Annotated in this window: 31 protein-coding genes and 4 pseudogenes; 34 read left to right on the forward strand and 1 reads right to left on the reverse strand. The window is 39.6% G+C overall.

The annotated features are described in order from the left end of the window. The first annotated feature begins 22 nt into the window (after window positions 1-22). The 34 genes and pseudogenes from rpsQ to JCM19043_RS17585 all read left to right on the forward strand — a co-directional run bounded on the left by rpsQ (window position 23) and on the right by JCM19043_RS17585 (window position 19,553). Complete coding sequence (rpsQ, locus tag JCM19043_RS08770) at window positions 23-286, forward strand: 30S ribosomal protein S17 (RefSeq protein ID WP_062321778.1); 264 nt, start codon at window positions 23-25, stop codon at window positions 284-286. Window positions 287-332: 46 nt separating this feature from the next. Then, window positions 333-701: a 50S ribosomal protein L14 gene (rplN, locus tag JCM19043_RS08775; protein WP_062321780.1), complete on the forward strand. Its 369-nt coding sequence runs from the start codon at window positions 333-335 to the stop codon at window positions 699-701. A gap of 63 nt (window positions 702-764) precedes the next feature. Continuing rightward, window positions 765-1,076 (forward strand): 50S ribosomal protein L24, encoded by a 312-nt coding sequence (gene rplX, locus JCM19043_RS08780; protein WP_062321782.1) that lies wholly within the window; start codon window positions 765-767, stop codon window positions 1,074-1,076. A gap of 26 nt (window positions 1,077-1,102) precedes the next feature. Continuing rightward, on the forward strand, window positions 1,103-1,642 hold the full coding sequence (gene rplE / locus JCM19043_RS08785) for a 50S ribosomal protein L5 (protein ID WP_062321784.1): 540 nt from the start codon (window positions 1,103-1,105) through the stop codon (window positions 1,640-1,642). Window positions 1,643-1,672: 30 nt separating this feature from the next. Continuing rightward, the gene (locus JCM19043_RS08790; RefSeq protein ID WP_062321786.1) at window positions 1,673-1,858 is read left to right on the forward strand and encodes a type Z 30S ribosomal protein S14; all 186 of its coding nucleotides are present in this window, start codon (window positions 1,673-1,675) and stop codon (window positions 1,856-1,858) included. A 28-nt stretch (window positions 1,859-1,886) separates the two neighbouring features. Beyond that, on the forward strand, window positions 1,887-2,285 hold the full coding sequence (gene rpsH, locus JCM19043_RS08795) for a 30S ribosomal protein S8 (RefSeq protein WP_062321788.1): 399 nt from the start codon (window positions 1,887-1,889) through the stop codon (window positions 2,283-2,285). A gap of 34 nt (window positions 2,286-2,319) precedes the next feature. Then, window positions 2,320-2,856: a 50S ribosomal protein L6 gene (rplF, locus tag JCM19043_RS08800; protein ID WP_062321790.1), complete on the forward strand. Its 537-nt coding sequence runs from the start codon at window positions 2,320-2,322 to the stop codon at window positions 2,854-2,856. A gap of 64 nt (window positions 2,857-2,920) precedes the next feature. Further along, the gene (gene rplR, locus JCM19043_RS08805; RefSeq protein WP_062321792.1) at window positions 2,921-3,283 is read left to right on the forward strand and encodes a 50S ribosomal protein L18; all 363 of its coding nucleotides are present in this window, start codon (window positions 2,921-2,923) and stop codon (window positions 3,281-3,283) included. A gap of 33 nt (window positions 3,284-3,316) precedes the next feature. Next, window positions 3,317-3,808, forward strand: a complete 492-nt coding sequence (gene rpsE / locus JCM19043_RS08810) for a 30S ribosomal protein S5 (RefSeq protein ID WP_369813832.1) — start codon at window positions 3,317-3,319, stop codon at window positions 3,806-3,808. 13 nt (window positions 3,809-3,821) lie between these two features. Continuing rightward, on the forward strand, window positions 3,822-4,007 hold the full coding sequence (gene rpmD, locus JCM19043_RS08815; RefSeq protein ID WP_062321796.1) for a 50S ribosomal protein L30: 186 nt from the start codon (window positions 3,822-3,824) through the stop codon (window positions 4,005-4,007). 25 nt (window positions 4,008-4,032) lie between these two features. Further along, a complete protein-coding gene (gene rplO / locus JCM19043_RS08820; protein WP_062321798.1) occupies window positions 4,033-4,470 on the forward strand; it encodes a 50S ribosomal protein L15 in 438 nt (145 codons plus the stop codon). Next, complete coding sequence (gene secY / locus JCM19043_RS08825; RefSeq protein WP_062321800.1) at window positions 4,470-5,765, forward strand: preprotein translocase subunit SecY; 1,296 nt, start codon at window positions 4,470-4,472, stop codon at window positions 5,763-5,765. Before rplO ends, secY begins: the two co-directional genes overlap by 1 nt. A 47-nt stretch (window positions 5,766-5,812) precedes the next feature. Next, a complete protein-coding gene (locus JCM19043_RS08830) occupies window positions 5,813-6,463 on the forward strand; it encodes an adenylate kinase (RefSeq protein ID WP_062321802.1) in 651 nt (216 codons plus the stop codon). Window positions 6,464-6,728: 265 nt separating this feature from the next. Further along, the gene (locus tag JCM19043_RS08835; RefSeq protein WP_062321805.1) at window positions 6,729-7,064 is read left to right on the forward strand and encodes a KOW domain-containing RNA-binding protein; all 336 of its coding nucleotides are present in this window, start codon (window positions 6,729-6,731) and stop codon (window positions 7,062-7,064) included. Beyond that, window positions 7,042-7,260: a translation initiation factor IF-1 gene (gene infA, locus JCM19043_RS08840; protein WP_062321807.1), complete on the forward strand. Its 219-nt coding sequence runs from the start codon at window positions 7,042-7,044 to the stop codon at window positions 7,258-7,260. Before JCM19043_RS08835 ends, infA begins: the two co-directional genes overlap by 23 nt. A 33-nt stretch (window positions 7,261-7,293) precedes the next feature. Continuing rightward, entirely contained in the window at window positions 7,294-7,407 is a 114-nt protein-coding gene (rpmJ, locus tag JCM19043_RS08845) for a 50S ribosomal protein L36 (protein WP_017473641.1), read from the forward strand. Between the two features lie 24 nt (window positions 7,408-7,431). Further along, window positions 7,432-7,797, forward strand: coding sequence for a 30S ribosomal protein S13 (rpsM, locus tag JCM19043_RS08850; RefSeq protein ID WP_062321809.1), 366 nt, complete (start codon window positions 7,432-7,434; stop codon window positions 7,795-7,797). 25 nt (window positions 7,798-7,822) lie between these two features. Continuing rightward, entirely contained in the window at window positions 7,823-8,212 is a 390-nt protein-coding gene (rpsK, locus tag JCM19043_RS08855; RefSeq protein WP_062321811.1) for a 30S ribosomal protein S11, read from the forward strand. A gap of 222 nt (window positions 8,213-8,434) precedes the next feature. After that, complete coding sequence (locus JCM19043_RS08860; RefSeq protein WP_062321813.1) at window positions 8,435-9,391, forward strand: DNA-directed RNA polymerase subunit alpha; 957 nt, start codon at window positions 8,435-8,437, stop codon at window positions 9,389-9,391. Between the two features lie 30 nt (window positions 9,392-9,421). Further along, the gene (rplQ, locus tag JCM19043_RS08865) at window positions 9,422-9,775 is read left to right on the forward strand and encodes a 50S ribosomal protein L17 (RefSeq protein WP_062321816.1); all 354 of its coding nucleotides are present in this window, start codon (window positions 9,422-9,424) and stop codon (window positions 9,773-9,775) included. Between the two features lie 268 nt (window positions 9,776-10,043). Beyond that, on the forward strand, window positions 10,044-10,880 hold the full coding sequence (locus tag JCM19043_RS08870) for an energy-coupling factor ABC transporter ATP-binding protein (RefSeq protein WP_062321818.1): 837 nt from the start codon (window positions 10,044-10,046) through the stop codon (window positions 10,878-10,880). Then, window positions 10,856-11,718, forward strand: a pseudogene (locus JCM19043_RS08875) (energy-coupling factor ABC transporter ATP-binding protein). The gene JCM19043_RS08870 and the pseudogene JCM19043_RS08875 overlap by 25 nt, the downstream one beginning before the upstream one ends. Beyond that, window positions 11,718-12,514, forward strand: a pseudogene (locus JCM19043_RS08880) (energy-coupling factor transporter transmembrane protein EcfT). The pseudogenes JCM19043_RS08875 and JCM19043_RS08880 overlap by 1 nt, the downstream one beginning before the upstream one ends. Before the next feature lie 196 nt (window positions 12,515-12,710). Next, window positions 12,711-13,417, forward strand: a pseudogene (locus tag JCM19043_RS08890) (AAC(3) family N-acetyltransferase). A gap of 26 nt (window positions 13,418-13,443) precedes the next feature. Continuing rightward, a complete protein-coding gene (locus JCM19043_RS18810) occupies window positions 13,444-13,836 on the forward strand; it encodes a tRNA pseudouridine(38-40) synthase TruA (protein ID WP_369813830.1) in 393 nt (130 codons plus the stop codon). Window positions 13,837-13,859: 23 nt separating this feature from the next. After that, window positions 13,860-14,201, forward strand: a complete 342-nt coding sequence (locus JCM19043_RS18815) for a hypothetical protein (protein ID WP_369813831.1) — start codon at window positions 13,860-13,862, stop codon at window positions 14,199-14,201. 185 nt (window positions 14,202-14,386) lie between these two features. Then, window positions 14,387-14,824: a 50S ribosomal protein L13 gene (gene rplM / locus JCM19043_RS08900; RefSeq protein ID WP_062321824.1), complete on the forward strand. Its 438-nt coding sequence runs from the start codon at window positions 14,387-14,389 to the stop codon at window positions 14,822-14,824. Between the two features lie 20 nt (window positions 14,825-14,844). Continuing rightward, on the forward strand, window positions 14,845-15,237 hold the full coding sequence (gene rpsI, locus JCM19043_RS08905; RefSeq protein WP_062321826.1) for a 30S ribosomal protein S9: 393 nt from the start codon (window positions 14,845-14,847) through the stop codon (window positions 15,235-15,237). A 181-nt stretch (window positions 15,238-15,418) separates the two neighbouring features. Beyond that, window positions 15,419-15,607 carry a hypothetical protein gene (locus JCM19043_RS08910; protein WP_062321828.1) on the forward strand — a complete coding sequence of 63 codons (189 nt, stop codon included), beginning with the start codon at window positions 15,419-15,421 and terminating at the stop codon, window positions 15,605-15,607. Between the two features lie 368 nt (window positions 15,608-15,975). After that, window positions 15,976-16,137: a four-helix bundle copper-binding protein gene (locus JCM19043_RS17580; protein WP_255349952.1), complete on the forward strand. Its 162-nt coding sequence runs from the start codon at window positions 15,976-15,978 to the stop codon at window positions 16,135-16,137. A gap of 246 nt (window positions 16,138-16,383) precedes the next feature. Then, window positions 16,384-16,665 carry a hypothetical protein gene (locus JCM19043_RS16425; RefSeq protein ID WP_156321374.1) on the forward strand — a complete coding sequence of 94 codons (282 nt, stop codon included), beginning with the start codon at window positions 16,384-16,386 and terminating at the stop codon, window positions 16,663-16,665. Window positions 16,666-16,729: 64 nt separating this feature from the next. Next, window positions 16,730-17,620, forward strand: a complete 891-nt coding sequence (locus JCM19043_RS08920) for an EAL and HDOD domain-containing protein (protein ID WP_062321830.1) — start codon at window positions 16,730-16,732, stop codon at window positions 17,618-17,620. A 134-nt stretch (window positions 17,621-17,754) separates the two neighbouring features. Next, the gene (gene cwlD, locus JCM19043_RS08925; protein ID WP_062321832.1) at window positions 17,755-18,456 is read left to right on the forward strand and encodes an N-acetylmuramoyl-L-alanine amidase CwlD; all 702 of its coding nucleotides are present in this window, start codon (window positions 17,755-17,757) and stop codon (window positions 18,454-18,456) included. Window positions 18,457-18,507: 51 nt separating this feature from the next. Next, window positions 18,508-19,553: pseudogene (locus JCM19043_RS17585) on the forward strand (P-loop NTPase). A gap of 60 nt (window positions 19,554-19,613) precedes the next feature. On the opposite strand, the gene JCM19043_RS08935 reads toward JCM19043_RS17585, so the two are convergent. After that, window positions 19,614-20,336, reverse strand: a complete 723-nt coding sequence (locus tag JCM19043_RS08935) for a hypothetical protein (RefSeq protein WP_062321834.1) — start codon at window positions 20,334-20,336, stop codon at window positions 19,614-19,616. Window positions 20,337-20,682: the final 346 nt, after the last annotated feature.

A 20,682-nucleotide genomic window follows, 5' to 3' on the forward strand; every position in this document is an offset into this window, starting at 1 on the left:
CTTGAGAGGAGGTTAGCCTCAAATGACAGAACGTAATAATCGTAAAGTGTATACTGGTCGTGTTGTTTCTGATAAAACAGACAAAACAATCACAGTATTAGTAGAAACTTATAAATTCCATAAATTATATGGTAAGCGTGTAAAGTATTCTAAAAAGTACAAAGCACATGATGAAAACAATCAAGCAAAAATTAATGATATCGTAACAATTATGGAAACTCGTCCACTATCTAAAACTAAACGTTTCCGTCTAGTTGAAGTAGTAGAGGAAGCCGTAATTATCTAATTGAAAAGAATCGCTCGGATTGATTCCGAAGGGAGGTAACAACAGTATGATTCAGCAAGAAACTCGTTTGAAAGTAGCAGACAACTCTGGCGCGCGTGAAGTCTTAACTATTAAAGTACTAGGCGGATCTGGTCGTAAAACTGCTAATATCGGTGACGTGATCGTCTGTTCAGTAAAACAAGCAACACCTGGTGGCGTTGTCAAAAAAGGTGAAGTTGTTAAGGCTGTTATCGTCCGCACTAAGTCTGGCGTGCGTCGTAAAGACGGATCTTATATCAAGTTTGATGAAAATGCAGCGGTTATCATCCGCGATGATAAAAGCCCAAGAGGAACACGTATCTTTGGACCTGTAGCACGTGAACTACGTGATGCGAAGTTTATGAAGATTGTTTCATTAGCACCAGAGGTATTGTAAGTTCAACTCACATGTGAAATATAATCGTTTTAATGAAAAGCCTTGTAAGGAGGTGCGTCTAGCATGCATGTAAAAAAAGGTGATAAAGTACAAGTGTTATCTGGTAAAGATAAGGGTAAACAAGGTGTCATCCTTGAAGCATACCCAAAGAAAGAACGTGTACTTGTTGAAGGTGTGAATATCGTTAAGAAACACCAAAAACCTTCACAAGATAATCCACAGGGCGGTATTCTTGAACAAGAAGCGCCGATCCATGTTTCTAATGTATTACCAATTGATCCTAAATCAGGCGAGCCAACTCGTGTCGGATATGAAGATCGTGATGGAAAGAAAGTTCGAATCGCTAAAAAATCTGGTGAAGCGTTAGATAAATAATTAGCGACGAAAGGAGGGCTACTCAGATGAACGCATTAAAAGCAAAGTACCAAAATGATATCGTATCATCTCTAACAGAAAAATTTAACTATGATTCGGTAATGGAAGTACCGAAAGTAGAAAAAATCGTAATCAACATGGGTGTTGGTGATGCAGTACAGAACACAAAAGCACTTGATGCTGCTGTAGAAGAGTTAAAGCTGCTTTCAGGTCAACAACCATTAATCACAAAAGCTAAAAAATCAATTGCAGGATTCCGTTTACGTGAGGGTATGCCAATCGGGGCTAAAGTAACCCTTCGTGGTGAGCGTATGTATGAGTTTTTACAAAAACTTATTGATGTTTCTCTTCCACGTGTACGTGACTTCCGTGGTATTTCTAAAAAAGCATTCGATGGTCGTGGAAACTACACATTAGGTGTGAAAGAACAATTGATTTTCCCGGAAATAGATTATGATCAAGTAAGCAAGGTTCGCGGTATGGATATCGTCATCGTTACAACAGCTAACACTGACGAAGAAGCTCGTGAATTACTCACTTCACTTGGCATGCCTTTCCAAAAATAAGCTAACAGGCTAAAACAAGGAGGGAAAATAGTGGCTAAAAAATCTATGATTGCAAAACAAAAGCGGACAGCTAAGTACCCAGTACAAGAGTATACCCGCTGTGAGCGTTGTGGGCGTCCACACTCAGTTTATCGTAAATTCAAACTTTGCCGTATTTGTTTCCGTGAACTTGCCTATAAAGGTCAAATTCCTGGTGTCAAAAAAGCAAGCTGGTAAAACCCGATTGAGGAAGGAGGTAAATTTTATGACAATGTCAGATCCAATTGCAGATATGTTAACACGTATTCGTAATGCTAATATGGTCCGCCATGAGAAGCTTGAGCTTCCTGCATCAAACATCAAGACTCAGATTGCAGATATTTTAAAACGTGAGGGCTTTATTCGCGATTACGAAGTGATTAAAGATGATAAACAAGGTGTACTTCGTATGTTCTTGAAATACGGTGCAGCTGATGAACGTGTAATTACTGGTTTGAAACGTATTTCTAAACCTGGTCTACGTGTTTACGCGAAAGCTGATGAGCTTCCACGTGTACTTAACGGACTTGGTATCGCAGTCGTTTCAACTTCAAAAGGTATTCTTACAGATAAAGAAGCACGTGAACAAGCCATTGGTGGCGAGGTTCTCGCGTACGTTTGGTAAGTAGTTTTTAATTAAGATAGGAGGTGCCATGTAGATGTCACGTATAGGTCTTAAAGTTATCGTAATTCCTGAAGGCGTTGAAATCAAAAATGAGAACAACTTTGTGACAGTGAAAGGTCCTAAAGGAACTTTAACACGTCAACTTCACGAAGATATGACAATTAACATCGATGGTAATGAATTAACGGTTGCAAGACCGTCAGATAATAAATTACACAAAGCTTTACACGGTACAACTCGCAGCCTGATCGCAAATATGGTTGAAGGTGTACACAAAGGCTATGAAAAAGCATTAGAAATCCAAGGTGTTGGTTACCGTGCTGCAAAGCAAGGAACTAAGCTTGTATTAAACGCTGGTTATTCTCACCCAGTTGAGATTGACCAACCAGAAGGTATTGAAATTGAAGTACCTGCGAACACAAAAGTTATTGTTAAAGGGATCGACAAGCAATTAGTCGGTGCTGTAGCAGCTGACATTCGTGCCGTACGTAAGCCAGAACCTTACAAAGGTAAAGGGATTCGCTACGTTGACGAATATGTTCGTCGTAAAGAAGGTAAAACTGCTAAATAAGGCAGCTTAATCTGATAACTTAATTCACGTTAGGTTAGTTAGGGAACAGAAAGGAGTGACCTAGATGATCACAAAGCCAGACAAAAACATGGTGCGTAAGAAAAGACATTTACGTGTACGTAAAAACCTTTTTGGTACGCCTGAACGTCCACGTTTAAACGTATACCGTTCAAACAAAAACATTTACGCACAATTAATTGATGATGTAAATGGTGTAACTTTAGCTAGTGCATCAACTGTTGACAAAGCATTCGAAGGCGAAGCTACTGGTAACGTTGAAGCTGCTAAACAAGTAGGAACATTAATCGCGACTCGCGCATTAGATAAAGGCCACAAAAACGTGGTATTTGACCGTGGAGGATACCTCTATCACGGACGTGTACAAGCATTAGCAGATGCTGCCCGTGAAGCAGGTCTTGAATTTTAATAGTAAAAGGAGGGACACACATTGCGTAACTATATCGACCCAAACAATTTAGATTTAGAAGAACGCGTTGTTACAATCAACCGTGTAGCTAAAGTAGTAAAAGGTGGACGTCGTTTCCGTTTTGCGGCTTTAGTGGTTGTAGGAGATAAAAATGGTCACGTTGGCTTTGGTACTGGTAAAGCACAGGAAGTTCCAGATGCTATTAGAAAAGCAATCGATGACGCTAAGAAAAACTTAATCGAAGTTCCACGTGTAGGTACTACTACACCTCACGAAATCACTGGACGCTTTGGTGCTGGAAGCATTTTAATCAAACCAGCTCCAGAAGGTACTGGAGTTATCGCTGGTGGACCAGTTCGTGCCGTACTAGAATTAGCTGGTGTTGGTGATATCGTTTCTAAGTCATTAGGATCAAACACACCAATCAACATGGTACGTGCAACTGTTCAAGGTTTATCTGAACTTAAGCCTGCTGAACACATCGCCAAATTACGCGGTAAATCAGTAGAAGAACTGTTAGGATAAGGAGGGAAAATAAATGGCTAATAAGTTAGAAATTACCCTCACGCGCAGTGTTATCGGTAGAACTGAAACACAAAAGCAAACTGTTAAAGCCTTAGGCTTGAACAAAGTAAATCAATCCGTTGTACGTGAAGATACACCTGCGGTACGAGGTATCATCAATAAAGTATCACACTTAGTAACGGTGAAAGAAGTAAATTAATTTAGCGCAAAGAGGAGGTGCTCGCATGAAACTTCATGAATTGAAGCCATCACAAACTCGCAAGAGCAGAAATCGTGTAGGTCGTGGAATGTCCTCTGGTAACGGAAAGACTTCAGGTCGCGGACATGGCGGTCAAAACTCTCGTTCAGGCGGCGGTACTCGCCCAGGGTTCGAAGGGGGCCAAATGCCTTTATTCCAACGTTTACCAAAACGCGGTTTTACAAATATCAACCGTAAAGAATATGCTGTCATTAATTTAGCAGCACTAAATACATTTGAAGAAGGTACAGAGGTAACACCTGAGCTTTTACTTGAAACAGGTCTTGTAAGCAAGTTAAAAGCTGGCATTAAAGTTCTTGGCAATGGTTCGATTGATAAGAAACTTACTGTAAAAGCTCACAAGTTCTCAGCTTCAGCAAAAGAAGCTATTGAGGCAGCGGGCGGTCAAACTGAGGTGATCTAATGTTCCAAACAATCTCGAATTTCTTTCGTGTGAAGGATATCAGAGACAAAATTTTATTTACATTACTAATGTTGGTTGTGTTTCGGTTAGGTACCTTTATCCCGGTACCTTTCACTGATCGCACCGCGTTAGGTATGATGAATGAACAACAGAATGTGTTTGGATTCCTAAACACATTTGGAGGCGGGGCGTTACAAAACTTCTCCATTTTAGCTATGGGGATTATGCCATACATCACGGCCTCAATTATTATGCAGTTGTTACAAATGGATGTCGTACCAAAGTTTGCTGAGTGGAAAAAACAAGGTGAAGTTGGTCGTCGGAAATTAGCTCAAGTGACACGTTATGCAACGATTGTGCTTGCTTTTATTCAAGCAATTGCTATGTCAATCGGATTTAATGCTATGGTTGGCGGCGGTTTAATCGCTGATCCGGGCGTGGATAAATTCTTAGTCATTGCACTTGTATTAACAGCAGGGACAGCTTTCTTAATGTGGTTAGGTGAGCAAATTACTGCATACGGTGTTGGGAACGGCATTTCAATTATTATCTTTGCAGGTATTGTTGCTGCTATTCCAAATACAATCAACCAAATTATCGCGCAATATTTTACAGGTGTAAGTGATGACGAGTTATTTATTAACGTTGTCATCGTTGCCTTGATTGCGTTAGTTGTATTAGGTGTTACAGTTGGTGTTATCTTCATCCAACAAGCAACACGGAAAATTCCCATTCAATATGCGAAACGTTTAGTTAATCGTTCGCCAGTAGGTGGTCATTCAACACACTTACCACTGAAGGTGAATACAGCAGGTGTTATTCCTGTTATTTTCTCTGTGTCATTCATTATGGCACCTAGAACGATTGCAGGGTTCTTCGATGGCGGTTTTGCTAGTACCATCGAACGCATCTTTGATTATACGCAACCGATTGGTATGGTCATCTATGTTGTTCTTATCATTGCCTTTTCATATTTCTACACATTTGTTCAGTCTAACCCTGAGCAAATGGCAGAGAACTTGAAAAAACAAGGTGGTTACATTCCTGGTATCCGTCCTGGTAAGAAAACTGAAACGTATCTTACTCGCGTTCTTTATCGTTTAACCTTTGTAGGGGCGATTTTCTTAGCTACAGTCGCTGTATTACCAATTATTTTAGGTGGACTTGCGGGACTTCCACAGTCTGTCCAAATTGGCGGTACAAGCATGCTAATCGTTGTTGGTGTAGCACTTCAAACAATGAAACAACTAGAAAGTCAATTAGTAAAACGCCATTATAAAGGCTTTATTAAATAAATAGTCGCTACAACTATGTGAATGAAATGAGAGCGAGGGGAATTGCAGTGAATTTAATTCTAATGGGTCTTCCAGGTGCCGGAAAAGGTACACAAGCTGAAAAGATAGTAGAAAAATATCAGATCCCTCATATTTCGACTGGAGATATGTTCCGTTCAGCAATTAAAGAAGGAACTGACCTTGGTAAAAAAGCAAAGGCATTTATGGATCAAGGAGAACTAGTCCCTGATGAAGTAACCATTGGGATCGTTAAAGAACGATTACAAAAACCGGATTGTGAGAAAGGTTTCTTGTTAGATGGGTTCCCACGTACGATTGCGCAAGCAGAAGCACTTGAGAATTTATTGAAAGAACTTGACTCACCACTAGATTATGTTTTACATGTTGATGTACCACAGGAAAAGCTTGTCGATCGTTTAACTGGTCGTCGTGTTTGCCCAGAATGTGGTGCGACTTATCACGTTCTTTACAACCCACCAAAGGTTGAAGGAAAGTGTGACAATGATGGAGCTGATCTTATCCAACGGGAAGATGATCGTCCTGAAACGGTTTCTAAACGTCTAGAAGTGAACATTGCTCAGCAACAACCACTACTAGATTTTTATGAAGACAAAAACTATCTTGTGAACATAAATGGTGATCAAGACATTAATGTTGTGTTTGAAGACGTAGACAAGCAACTTCAAACGTTGGCATAAACTGTTATCGTGCGAAATTTGCCACGAACATGTCCGTCATGTCGTGGTTAGATTTGCACCAATGATATAGCAATCATCAAGTGATGATTAGAGGCTACTTTTGGTCTCGAAATTAGATAAACTTAGCACCGTTCTTGGTTCGGATATAATTCTAATCGTTGGACGTGTGCACAAAAACATGGTAGAATATAAGCTTGAGAATCAACATGTTTGAACAAATAAGTTCGTTATCTTATAACAAAAACTTAAGTGAAGGTGATCATGTTTGAATGATACGGAGTCGCGTCCCAAGATCGGTCAAGTAGTTCAAATCTTCAAAGGACGAGAAGCAGGTCAATTTGCCATCGTCATAGAGATTGTTGATGATCATTTTGTGCTGCTTGCAGACGGAGAGAAACGGAAGTATGATCGACCAAAGAAGAAGAACTTTAGTCACATCGTACCGATGAATTATATATCTCCAGAGGTTCAAAATAGCCTTCTAGAAACAGGTCGCGTTACGAATGGTAAGCTACGGTTTGCTATATCAAAATTTGTCAAAGAAGTAGTGACTGATTTGAAGAAGGGAGATCAACTCAATGGCCAAAGACGATGCAATTGAAGTAGAAGGTACCGTGGTTGACACGTTACCTAATGCAATGTTCAAAGTTGAATTAGAGAATGGTCACACCGTTCTAGCACATGTGTCTGGTAAAATTCGTATGCACTTTATCCGAATCTTACCTGGAGACAAAGTAACGGTTGAACTTTCTCCATATGATTTAACAAGAGGGCGTATTACGTACCGTTATAAATAATGATAAGCTCCGAATATAGAGGAGGTATGGGTGATGAAGGTAAGACCATCTGTAAAACCAATATGCGAAAAATGTAAGGTTATTCGTCGTAACGGAAAAGTTATGGTAATTTGCGAAAACCCTAAGCATAAACAAAAACAAGGCTAATCAATAAGGAGGTGCAACGATAGTATGGCACGTATTGCAGGTATTGATGTTCCACGTGAGAAACGTGTAGTAATTTCTTTAACTTATATTTATGGTATCGGGAAGAAAACAGCTCAAGATATTCTTAAAGCTGCTGATGTATCAGAAGATACACGTGTACGTGATTTAACTGAAGATGAGTTAACACGTATTCGTACAGAAGTAGACAAGTTTAATACTGAAGGGGATCTTCGTCGTGAAGTTTCACTTAACATTAAACGTCTAATTGAGATCGGTTCATACCGTGGCTTACGCCACCGTCGTGGGTTGCCAGTTCGCGGTCAAAAGACTAAGAACAACGCACGTACACGTAAAGGACCAAGTAAAACAATCGCTAACAAAAAGAAATAAGCTATAAAGGAGGTTAATGATTCTAATGGCTCGTAAAACTAATACACGTAAGAAGCGTGTGAAAAAGAATATTGAGACGGGTATTGCACATATCCGTTCAACATTTAACAACACTATCGTCACAATTACTGATGTTCAAGGTAATGCCATTGCTTGGAGCAGTGCTGGTGCATTAGGTTTCAAAGGTTCACGTAAATCTACGCCATTTGCAGCGCAAATGGCAGCTGAAACTGCAGCAAAATCTGCACAAGAGAACGGTATTAAATCATTAGAAGTAACTGTTAAAGGTCCTGGTGCTGGTCGTGAAGCTGCTATTCGTTCACTTCAAGCTGCAGGTATCGAAGTTACTGCCATTGTCGACGTAACACCAGTTCCTCACAATGGTTGTCGCCCACCAAAACGTCGCCGTGTATAATTTTATCCGTATAGGATTTGTCAGCTTGTCTATAATGGATGATAAATGCTTTCGGTAAAACAGATTAAAGACTTAAAACTTTAACGGTTTTAATTAAGCAGAAAAGTACTGACAGAAAAATACGAATAAAAGATAGTGCAGATACGGGAACTGCCTACCTGAGGAATTTCGGTTAGACAATCGTCTAACCGGGGTTTCGACGTTCAAAGGAGGGTTTTATTAATGATTGAAATCGAAAAACCGAAAATAGAAATTGTAGAGATCGCTGATGATGCTACTTTTGGAAAATTTGTCGTAGAACCACTAGAACGTGGATATGGGACTACACTAGGAAACTCCTTACGTCGTATTCTATTATCCTCATTACCAGGTGCTGCAGTGACATCTATCCAAATCGATGGCGTCCTTCATGAATTCTCAACAATCGATGGGGTTGTTGAAGATGTGACAACAATCATTCTGAACCTCAAAAAATTAGCGCTTAAGATCTACTCAGAAGAGACAAAGACGCTTGAAATTGATGTGTCAGGAGAAGGTGTTGTAACGGCTGCGGACATTACTTATGATAGTGATGTAGAAATTCTTAATCCGGAATTACACATCGCCACTTTAGGTTCGAATGCGCACTTGCGTATGAAAATGACTGCAGAGCGTGGTCGTGGCTACCGCCCGGCAGACGTCAACAATCATGACGATCAGCCAATTGGAGTTATTCCAGTGGATTCGATCTTCACTCCAGTCACACGTTGTACATTCCAAGTGGAAAATACACGTGTTGGTCAGATGACTAATTTCGATAAATTAACATTAGATGTATGGACTGACGGAAGTATTCGTCCTGAAGAAGCAACGTCTTTAGGTGCGAAGATTCTGACAGAACACTTAAATATCTTTGTTGGTTTAACTGATGAAGCACAAAATGCGGAAATCATGATCGAAAAAGAAGAAGACCAAAAAGAAAAAGTATTAGAAATGACGATCGAAGAATTAGATTTATCCGTTCGCTCTTATAATTGCTTAAAGCGTGCAGGTATTAACTCTGTACAAGAACTTGCCGATAAATCTGAGGACGATATGATGAAAGTTCGTAACTTAGGTCGTAAATCACTTGAAGAAGTGAAGAATAAGTTAACAGACTTAGGGCTTGGCTTCGTAAAGAAGAATAGTCTTAAATCTTGATCGAGATTTAAATAAAAGGAGGGATAATCGATGGCTAGAAAACTAGGGAGAACGACTGATGCACGTATGGCATTACTTCGTAACCTTGCAACTGACTTGATTATTCATGAACGCATTGAAACAACTGAAGCGAAAGCTAAAGATCTACGTTCAGTAGTTGAGAAAATGATTACATTAGGTAAACGTGGTGACCTTCATGCTCGCCGTCAAGCAGCTTCATTCCTTTATCGTAAAGATGCAAGCGAAACTGAAGATGCTGTACAAAAGTTATTTAATGATGTCGCAAAACGTTACGAAGACCGCCAAGGTGGATATACTCGCGTATTAAAACTTGGAGAGCGTCGCGGTGACGGTGCTAAAATGGCGATTATTGAGTTAGTCTAACTTAATAAGATGAATGAAGGGCAGGATGATCTCTTTCGAGGTGACTCCAGGCCCTTTTTTTGTAGCTAAATAAACAAAAATCGTGGTGTGTACTGTCGTCAAGGTATTGATGTGAACCATTCATTAATTTAGCTATTGTATAAGCAATTGCTTTAAGAATGTGATAAAATTAGCAGTTAAGAGCATCAATCGTCGCAATGATACGATAACTATAGAGACTGATAAATCATTTCCTAGGAAATAATTTGTCGATATTGGGGGAATGAAAATGACTTTAAATCAAGTAATCTTTGACAATGTGTCATTTCGTTATGCAGAAGACCAACCGTGGGTCCTTAAAAATGTGAGCTTTTCAATCAAACAAGATGAATGGGTCGCCATTTTAGGTCACAACGGTTCGGGTAAATCAACGATTGCTAAATTAATGAATGGGTTATTGTTTCCTGATGAGGGGGCTATTTATGTACATGGTATGGAGGTTACACCTGAAACGGTATGGGATGTTCGCGAAAAGGTTGGGATGGTCTTTCAAAATCCGGATAACCAATTTGTCGGTACCACAGTAAGAGACGATGTCGCTTTTGGACTAGAAAACCGCGGGATTGACCGTCGGATCATGCTGAATCGGATTGAAGATAGTTTGACGAGTGTACGGATGTCGGATTATTTATTCCATGAACCCCACCGTCTGTCAGGAGGACAGAAACAGCGCGTGGCGATTGCGGGTGTCCTCGCGATTCAACCAGAACTGATTATCCTGGATGAAGCAACAGCGATGCTTGACCCAAGAGGTAGAAAAGATATTATGATGACCGTCAATGATTTAAGAGAAGAGACAAAGGTTAATCTAGTAAGCATCACACATGATCTAAATGAAATTGTAGGAGCGGATCGCGTTATTGTTATGAATGAGGGTGAAATCTGGCTAGAGACTGTGCCGCGGGAACTTTTCAAACAAGAAGAAGCACTACGCCAGATTGGCTTAGATGTCCCATTTACAGCGAAAGTAACGAATCGATTAAAAGATATAATGGACTTTGATCAACAACCATTAACACAAAAGGAGCTATTAGATCAACTATGGACATTTCATTCAAAGAAGTAAGTCATACGTATCAACCGAATAGCCCTTTTGAGTATCATGCATTAAAAGATTTATCTTTTCATATTCAGTCGGGACAATTTGTGGCGATTGTTGGCCATACAGGTTCTGGTAAGTCAACGTTGATTCAGCATCTTAATGGTTTATTAAAACCAACATCAGGCGAAGTGAAGATTGGTGACTATCGGTTAAAAGCAGATGAAAAAACGGCAAATATTAAAGGATTACGTGAAAAAGTAGGTGTCGTTTTTCAATATCCTGAACACCAACTGTTTGAAGAAACGATTGAAAAAGATATTGCCTTTGGACCGAAAAACTTTGGCGCAACGGATGATGAGATCAAAGCCCGTCTACCTAAAGTGTTAGGAGCTGTTAATATAGACGCATCACTACTCAATCGTTCGCCGTTTGATCTTAGTGGTGGCCAAATGCGTCGCGTCGCGATTGCCGGTGTCTTGGCGATGGAACCAGAGGTTCTCGTCTTAGATGAACCAACGGCAGGACTTGATCCTAAGGGGCAACAAGAAGTGATGGATATGTTTTACCGATTACATCATGAAAAAGGCTTAACGACAATCCTCGTGACGCATAGTATGGAAGATGCCTTAAAGTATGCCGATCATGTGATTATTTTAGAACAAGGAAAGAAACATTTAGAAGGTAAACCTGAAACGATTTTTGTACAAAAGATCGCTTAAAACAAGTCCAACTTGATGTGCCAGAAGAAATTCAGTTTTTAATGGATTTAGAGGCGCGACTAGGGATAAAAATAACCTATGATAAGCATTCTATTGATGACCTAGTTAAAGAGATCAAAGCACAATTAGGAGGTGGCAGGTAATGGCGAGTTCACTTATTATTGGCCAATATGTGCCGGCTGATTCTGTTGTGCACAAACTCGACCCGAGAACGAAAATTATGATGATTTTTACGTTTGTGATTATTGTGTTCTTTGCGAATAATGCCTATAGTTATCTGTGGCTAACGGTTTTTAGTTTATCGGCTGCGGCACTAACAAAAGTAAAACCGCGCTTTTTACTTAAAGGACTTAAACCCGTCTGGTTCTTAATTGTATTTACCTTCTTGTTGCATTTGTTTGTGACACGCGAAGGAGATGTGTTAACAACGCTGCTAGGATTTCCTGTTTATTCAGGGGCACTGATTCAAGGTTTCCAAATTTCATTGCGGTTTTTCTTATTAATCTTAGTCACGTCGTTATTGACATTAACAACGACCCCGATTGAAATTACCGATGCGATCGAAACATTGCTGCATCCATTAAAGAAAATTAAATTTCCCGTCCATGAATTGGCTTTGATGATGTCGATTTCCTTAAGATTTATTCCGACCTTAATGCAAGAAACAGAAAAAATTTCAAAAGCACAGGCCTCCCGTGGGTAGATTTTAAGACCGGACCACTGAAAGAACGTATTCAAGCGGTTGTACCATTACTCGTACCTCTGTTTGTGAGTGCTTTTAAGCGAGCCGAAGAGTTAGCAATGGCTATGGAAGCAAGAGGTTATCGTGGTGGGGAAGGACGTACACGTTTAAGAGAACTAGAGATTGTTGCGCGTGATTATGTCGCCATTGGTTTGTTTTTAGTTGTAATGGTAGGATTATTTTATCTTAGAACGTAACTCAGGGCGCGTGTTATAAATCATTGATTACTGGCATTATCTACGCGGATTATGCCAGGTTTTAATGTGTGACGATCGACTGCAAATCGTGCCATAAATAAAAAGGGGTGTACGGATGTATACAAAAGATCAATTAAAACAACAACTTGTTGACATGGGTTTAAAGCCGTCTGACACTGTGCTTATTCATTCATCGATGAAAGCCATTGGCGAAGTAGAAAATAGAGCTGACGGTGTCTTAGACGTCTTAATCGATTACTTTAAAGAAGGTCTCTTAATTTTTCCGACCCATACGTGGGAACAGATGGGTGAGAGAAAGTTGCTCTTTGATCCAAAGACAGAGCCTAGCTGTGTCGGGATATTGCCTAATCTTTTTCTGAAAAGAGAAGGGGTTAGTCGTTCGTTACACCCGACCATTCGGTGGCAGCCATTGGGGAGAACAGAGAAAAGTATTTAAAAGATGATACACACGGAACGCCGTGTCATCGCTACGGCTGTTTTGGTAAGTTATATGATTACAAGACAAAGTTGTTATTTATCGGTGTGGGGATGGATAAAAATACGTTTCTTCATAGTGTGGAAGAATGGATGGATGTTCCTGACCGGTTAACAGATCGACCGGTACGATTTAAAGTCAAACTGCCTAACGGAGCCCAACATCACGCAGCAACTTATCGGCATCTAAAAGGTGGGATTTCCGATAAGTACGTAAAAATGACTGAACCATTTCTTGAAGCAGGCTGTATGACAACCGCGCGATTTGGCGCGGCTGATTGTTATGTCGGTGATGCGGTGAAGATGGCAGATTTAGCGGTGCAATATTTAGAACGTGATTTACATTTATTCGATGATTTTTCACCGGTACCCGTCTCATGGTACAAAGATGAGCAGTCAAACGAGTAAGGAAAAAGTAACAAAGGATGATCAATATGCGTTTACTGGCTAGGGTGAGTTATGATGGCACGCGTTATCGTGGCTATCAAGTGCAGCCTAATCAACTAACGGTGCAAGCTGTGATTGAGGCAGCCTTAACCCGTATTCATAAAGGAGAACAAGTAAAGATTACCGCCTCAGGTCGAACAGATGCTGGGGTTCATGCGCTAGGACAAGCGTTTCACTTTGATAGTACGTTAATGATTCCTGAAGGGAATTGGGTGCGGGCTATAAATAGCCAGTTACCAGATGATATTGTTATTACCGACGTTCATCAAGTGGCGGATGATTTCCATGCACGCTTTGATGTGCTCGAGAAGTGGTATGAGTATCGTATGTATAATACCACACTCATCGACCCTTTAAACGTCATTATAGCCATTATGTGAGAGGGCCGTTGGATGTCGTCGCGATGAATAAAGCCTGTCAGTATTTAGTTGGTACACATGACTTTACCGCCTTTTGTGCTTCTAAAAGTAATGTAAAGGACTCTAAAGTACGAACGATTTTTCATGCGACGTGTGAATACCAAGCGGATGAGATTATTTTTACGATCAGTGGCAGTGGCTTTTTATACAACATGGTGCGAATTATCACCGGTAGTTTAATCGACGTTGGACAAGGGCGAAAACCGCCGGAAGTTATAAGGCAAGCACTCGAGAATTTTGACAGAAATACCCTCGGTAAAACCGCGCCAGCTAAAGGATTATACTTAAAACACGTTGTTTATGATGTAAATGAAAAAAAGTTTTGAAAAAAACAACGGAACCGGGTGAACAGCTATTGACAATCGTCGTTATTTAGGATAAGATGGTCTATGGCATTTTATTTCTATACCACGATTAGCCCCGGAAAGTTAATTGTGTAGAATATAAGATCAAACCAATATAATTGGACAAAAAAACATCGAAAGACAAGATATACAGGAGGGTAATGAATATGCGCACAACTTTCATGGCAAATGAAACTAACATTGAACGCAAATGGCTTGTAGTTGATGCTGAAGGCAAAACACTTGGTCGTTTATCAAGTGAAGTCGCTGCACTACTACGTGGTAAGCATAAAGTAACTTACACACCACACGTTGACACTGGTGATCACGTAATTATCATCAACGCAGAGAAAATCGAATTAACTGGTAACAAACTTCAAGACAAAATGTATCATCGTCACTCAAATCACCCAGGTGGCTTAAAAAGCACATCAGCAGGTGAAATGCGTGAGAAGAAACCTGAGAGAATGTTAGAACTAACAATCAAAGGTATGCTTCCAAAAGGTAAATTAGGTCGTAAAATGGCTAAAAAACTTCACGTATTCCGTGGAGCAGAACACACACATGCAGCACAAAAACCAGAAGTTTACGAACTTCGCGGATAATTTAAAGGAGGTAACGAATAGTGGCACAAGTACAATACTACGGTACCGGACGCCGTAAAAGTTCAACAGCTCGCGTACGTTTAGTACCTGGGACTGGTCAAATTACAGTAAATAATCGTGATGCGGAAAGCTATTTCCCATATGAAACATTACGTACAATCATCAAGCAACCTCTAGTATCAACAGAAACTGAAGGTACTTATGATGTATTAGTTAACGTACATGGTGGTGGATTCACAGGTCAAGCAGGTGCAATCCGTCATGGTGTATCTCGTGCATTATTAGAAGCAGATCCAGAATATCGTGCAACTCTTAAGCGTGCTGGATTCCTAACACGTGACGCTCGTATGAAAGAGCGTAAGAAGCCAGGTCTTAAAGGCGCACGTCGTGCACCACAATTCTCAAAACGTTAATATTTGCAAGAATCTCAAAAAGAATCTCTTTTCCAAAAAGGGGTTCTTTTTTCGGTAACTTAGTCTAACGACGACGTCTGATGAGGATGAATTATCGACTGATTAGTACAGTCGTAAACATTAAATATAGTATATGTATGACAGTATGGCTATTATACGAACGCACAACAGGAGGAAGAAGATGAATAAACGCTGGACAATTGATGAGATTAGACATTATGTAGAAACAAAAACAGATGCGCAATTACTATCGACTGAATACCACGGCTACTCACAAAAGTTATTATTTAAATGTGCTTGTGGCAATAACTTTGAAAAAACATGGACGAAATTTAAAACGAAGAAACAACACACGTGTGGTGAGTGTTAATACAGTCATATTGATTGGGTAATTTAAGGGCGACTTTCTTAAAAAAGAGAGTGGCTCTTTTTTAATACTACGGATAGCGAGTATGGATATCGCTCCTGAACTGATTCAGAATATAAAACACTAGGTATAAAAAAGTATAAACGTGAAATAATAACGATAATTAAATGGATAGGAGGTTTTAAAAGGTGGGAGTATTATCAACATCACCAACAACGATGGATCATTGCATTAGCCTATGTGTAAAGTGCACGCGAGCATGTGAAGAGTGCACAACGGCTTGTTTAAAAGAACCAGATGTTCAGGCGAGAATACATTGTCTCGACATCCTTCATGACTGTGCGGAAATATGTTTACAATCAATGGCTTTCATGTCTCGACAAAGTAAGTTTTACAAACAACACTGTCAACTGTGTGCGGATATGTGTGAAGCCTGCGCAGTCGAATGTGAAAAGTTTAAGGATAGTCATTGCCAAGAATGTGCACAAATTTGTCGTGAGTGTGCAGAAGCCTGTAAGAACATGGCTTCATAAAATAATCCATCAGGTTAAATGAAGAATGGAGCTATACCTTAAAAGGTATGAGCTCTATTTTTTAATGTACTTAAATATGTTAGAATGTGACATTATGGTAGGATGTATAAAGTCAAAATAAGAAATGACTATCAACCTATTAACATTGACCTTTATTTGCCGATATTAAGTAAAAGTATGGATAAATATTATAACCAAATACATATAAGGTTTTCCTTATAAATACGTACGTGGGGTGAAAGGGCTTTGAGTAGAGTATTAGTTGCGAAACAACCGATTTTAGATCGTCAGAGAAAACTATATGCGTATGAATTGCTATATCGATCAGACCGCGTGAATCAACTGTGGGATGGTGATAGAGCGACAGTGGAAGTCGTGATTAATGCTTTTTTGAATATAGGTATTGATCAAATCGCCGGTCACTACCCAGTATTTATAACTTCACAGAAACGTTATTATTGTCAGAGCGGTTTGAAGATGTCGCGCCTCAAGATATTGTCATTGAAATTTTGGAAGATGTTCAACTAACCCCTCGTATGATCACCAAAATTAAACGACTAAAAAACGGGGGTATCGCTTAGCGTTAGATGATGTGACGCAATCCATCTATAATAAATGGGAAAAAGCTGATGTTATTCATTGTTTAACATACTTGAAAGTAGATTTTTTAACGACGACGCGTTTCGATCAAGAACGAATTGTCAAACAGATGCAGCTTCACCATCCATCAGTTAGTTTAATTGCGGAAAAGATTGAAACGATGGATGATTTTGATTTCGCTAAACGTATCGGCTACCATCTATTTCAAGGCTTTTTCTTTATGGAGCCAGAAGTATTAGAGACATTCGAAATTCCTGCGTATTACTTATCTTATATTAATTTGGTTAAAGAAATTGAACGTAATGATGTGGAGTTATTGACACTCGCAAAAACGATTCAAAAAGATTTATCGCTGTCTTATAAATTGCTTAAACTTATTAATTCACCGGCTTACAGGCGAATTCAAAAGGTCAACTCCATTGAACGAGCCGTTGTCTTATTAGGACAGCAGGAGTTGAAGAAATGGTTATATATATTAGCATTAAGAGATATGTCTGAAAAACAGGGGATGGCACATGTTGGGCCGCTGATTAAAAGTTCTTATTATCGTGCCAAGATGTGTGAGAACTTAGCAGAGCATTTATTACCCCATCAAACACAAGAGGCTTTTTTAGTCGGTTACTTCTCTCAACTGCCAGCGATTTTACGACAACCAATGGATAAATTACTTCAGGCGTTATCGCTCAACGACACGATTGAAACAGCACTAACAGAACGACAAAGTCCGCTGACAGACTTTTTGCGCTTAGCCATCAGCTATGAACAAGTTGACTGGCAAGCAGTGGATGTCCTAACTGAGCAATTAAATTTAACTGAAGCGGACGTTCAAACGTGTTATAAGGAAGCAAACGGCTGGGTGTATACGTTATTTAAAGCAAATTAACAATAATTTATTCCTATAAGAGAGGTGGTCACGCCTGTTCTTGTAGGTTTTTTGTGTAGTAAAGCTTCATACAAAGACACACACTTTCATAGATTGATTAAGAAACAGTCTTATCTTGAGAAAGGTGTGGTCAGGTGAAGCGGGTCAAGTTCATTGGATGGTTACTCTCTTTTGTGTGTTTAGTAGGTATTATTAGTGTGATGATGTATCAAGATGTGACGCCTGTCTATAGTTCCTTACCACTTGGAGATATACATGTGGTTATTGATCCTGGTCATGGTGGGATGGATGCTGGGGCGAGTTATCAAGAGGTATTAGAGAAAGATTTATCGCTGTCAATCAGCCTAAAGCTGCGTGATTATTTGGTGTTACAAGGTGCAGATGTGACGCTAACCCGTGAGGCGGATTATGACTTAAGTAAACCGAGTGATACAAGCGTACGTGAAAAAAAGCGGTCAGATATATATAAGCGTGTGAAGATAGTAGAAGACCAAGCACCCGATCTTGTGGTGTCCATTCACCTAAATGCGATAGAAGAATCGATATGGCGAGGGGCTCAGACGTTTTATTACCCAACCAATGTGGAAGGTGAAAAATTGGCCGCATCGATTCAAGCCTCGCTTATTAAACGGTTAAAAAACACCACACGCGAGATTCAAGCCATTCAGGGTGTGTATTTATTAAAACAAGTAACAGTACCCATGGCCCTCGTTGAGGTCGGTTTTTTATCTAACGAGAAAGAACGAGCCTTACTCTTATCTGAGGACTACCAAGAAAAAGTCGCACGGAGTATTTTTTACGGCATGGTAAATTATCTGTCCACTAAAGAGAAATAGGAATATGTTATACTACTTTGTAATAGTCGATACAGCATAAGGGGGAAGACTGTGATGAAAAAACAACAAGTGATGACAATTTTAAGACCGGTCCAAGACCCGTTTATACATAAACGTTTTGTGGAAACGGATGCGATTAAGTTAGTTGAAGTGGATGAAACGACGGGTAAGGTGACGATTGAATTAGCATTAAGTCAACTGAATCAACCGGAAAATGATCGGTTAAAAAAAGAGCTCACCAATAAATTAATACAAGCTGGTGCAAGTGACGTCGCGATTCACTTCACTCAGTTACCTGAAGAACAGTTGAAAAAATATCCGCAATATCAAGTGATGATGTCACCGTTATTAAACGGAGAAGCAAAAACAACGTTTCTTGCGATTGCCAGTGGTAAAGGCGGCGTTGGTAAATCAACCATCACCGCCAATCTCGCGGCTAATTTAGCGCGTCTTGGTAAAAAGGTTGGTATTATTGATGCGGATATTTATGGATTTAGTATTCCTCATATGATGGGGGTAACGAAAAAACCGACCTTACAAGGAAATAAAATTATTCCAGTAGAAGCTCATGGCGTAAAAATCATGTCAATGGATTTTTTGTTGAAGGAAATGATCCGGTTATTTGGCGTGGTCCGCGTCTTGGTAAAATGCTTAATAGCTTTTTTATTGAAGTAGATTGGGGAGAGTTAGACTATTTATTGTTAGATTTACCTCCAGGTACAGGAGATATGGCGCTAAATGTTCATACAACGTTGCCGACGTCAAAAGAAATTATTGTGACAACGCCGCACGAAACAGCCGCCCATGTAGCATCACGTGCTGGTAAGATGGCGCGTAATACCAATCATGAGATTGTCGGAGTGGTCGAAAATATGTCTTATTTCGAAAGTCAAACGACGCATGAACGTGAATATATCTTCGGTAAAGGTGGTGGCGAGTGGCTAGCAAAAGAGCTAACAGCCCCGTTGCTTGCTGAGATTCCGTTAGGTCAACCGAATAATGATAATACTGGCTCTATTTATGCGAAGGATGAAGTGATTGGTAAGATCTATTATCAGATGGCAGAAGTGGTCATTAACGAAATAGAAAATAAGTAACGCCTAAGTGTATTCACATTAGAAGAGGCGGCAAACAAAAGAAAAGCTGAAGGTGAGGTATTAATCAATACGCTCAATCTTTAGCTTTTCTTCTTCAAATAATAATTGTGTCAGTGGTAAGATTTGAAACCCTTCAGTAGTAAGGTAGTCACCGATTGCCTGAATCAAGAAAGTCCCGTTAACAAGATCCTGATGCAAATCGATGGCGATGATATCACCTGGTCTAATGGTTTGTTTCAATGTCTGTTTGAGTTGTTCGTTAAAAGGTTGATGGGGTTCTGTAAGTGTGAGTGAAGCTCCGATTGTAGTGTGGCCACTTTCGGCGGTCTCTTTAAGGTGGTTTGAGTTAGCATAAGGCTGTCTTAAAAAGTGAATACCATCAGGTATCGTTATGGTTGTTTCCTTCTTACGATTAATCAGCCCACCCCAATCAAATAAGTCTTCTAATTCTTCGGATCGGTCAGAAGTGGCTTTGTCAAAAGAGATTTGTTTTAAGAGATCTAAAGGTAAGAAAAGTGTCACCGAGACGCTAGAATCTTTTAGTGCATCTAATAGATAGGGCAAGCTATCTTTGTCTCCTGTATAATTTATAGTGAGACTGATGGCTTTGTCGTAGCGATGAACATGATGGATTGCCGCTGGAGGTGGGGATGGCAAATAAACGAGACGTGTCTCTGAGAGGGCTTCTTTAATAAAGGTGACATAAAGAGAAGATATAATTAGCATAATTGATACGATAAAGGTGAAGCGGTAAAGTGTTTTTTTATGCAAGGTAATAAACATGTGCTGCACCTTCTTTCTTAGATGAGTATTTTTCTCATGTTACGTCAGTCTATGATAGATGAAAAAAATTCAGAACGTTTGTGTTTAAAAGTGATGAATGAGGGGTATAAACATATTGTGGCTTAAGCGATGAGATAAGGCTTTATCGTAAAAAACATCGTTTGACAACTTTTTTTGCGAAAAGTATTGCAAGGAAAAATTAGATATGCTATATTAGTTTCTGTTGTCGCAAACAACACGTCAAAAACAATAAAATTTCATCAAACATTTATTTAAAAAAGTTCTTGACGAAAACATAAAACGATGATAAGATAATTCTCGTCGTTAAAAACGGCAACACACAATT

This window comes from Halolactibacillus sp. JCM 19043 (assembly GCF_001310395.1).
Taxonomy (GTDB): domain Bacteria; phylum Bacillota; class Bacilli; order Bacillales; family Amphibacillaceae; genus Halolactibacillus; species Halolactibacillus miurensis.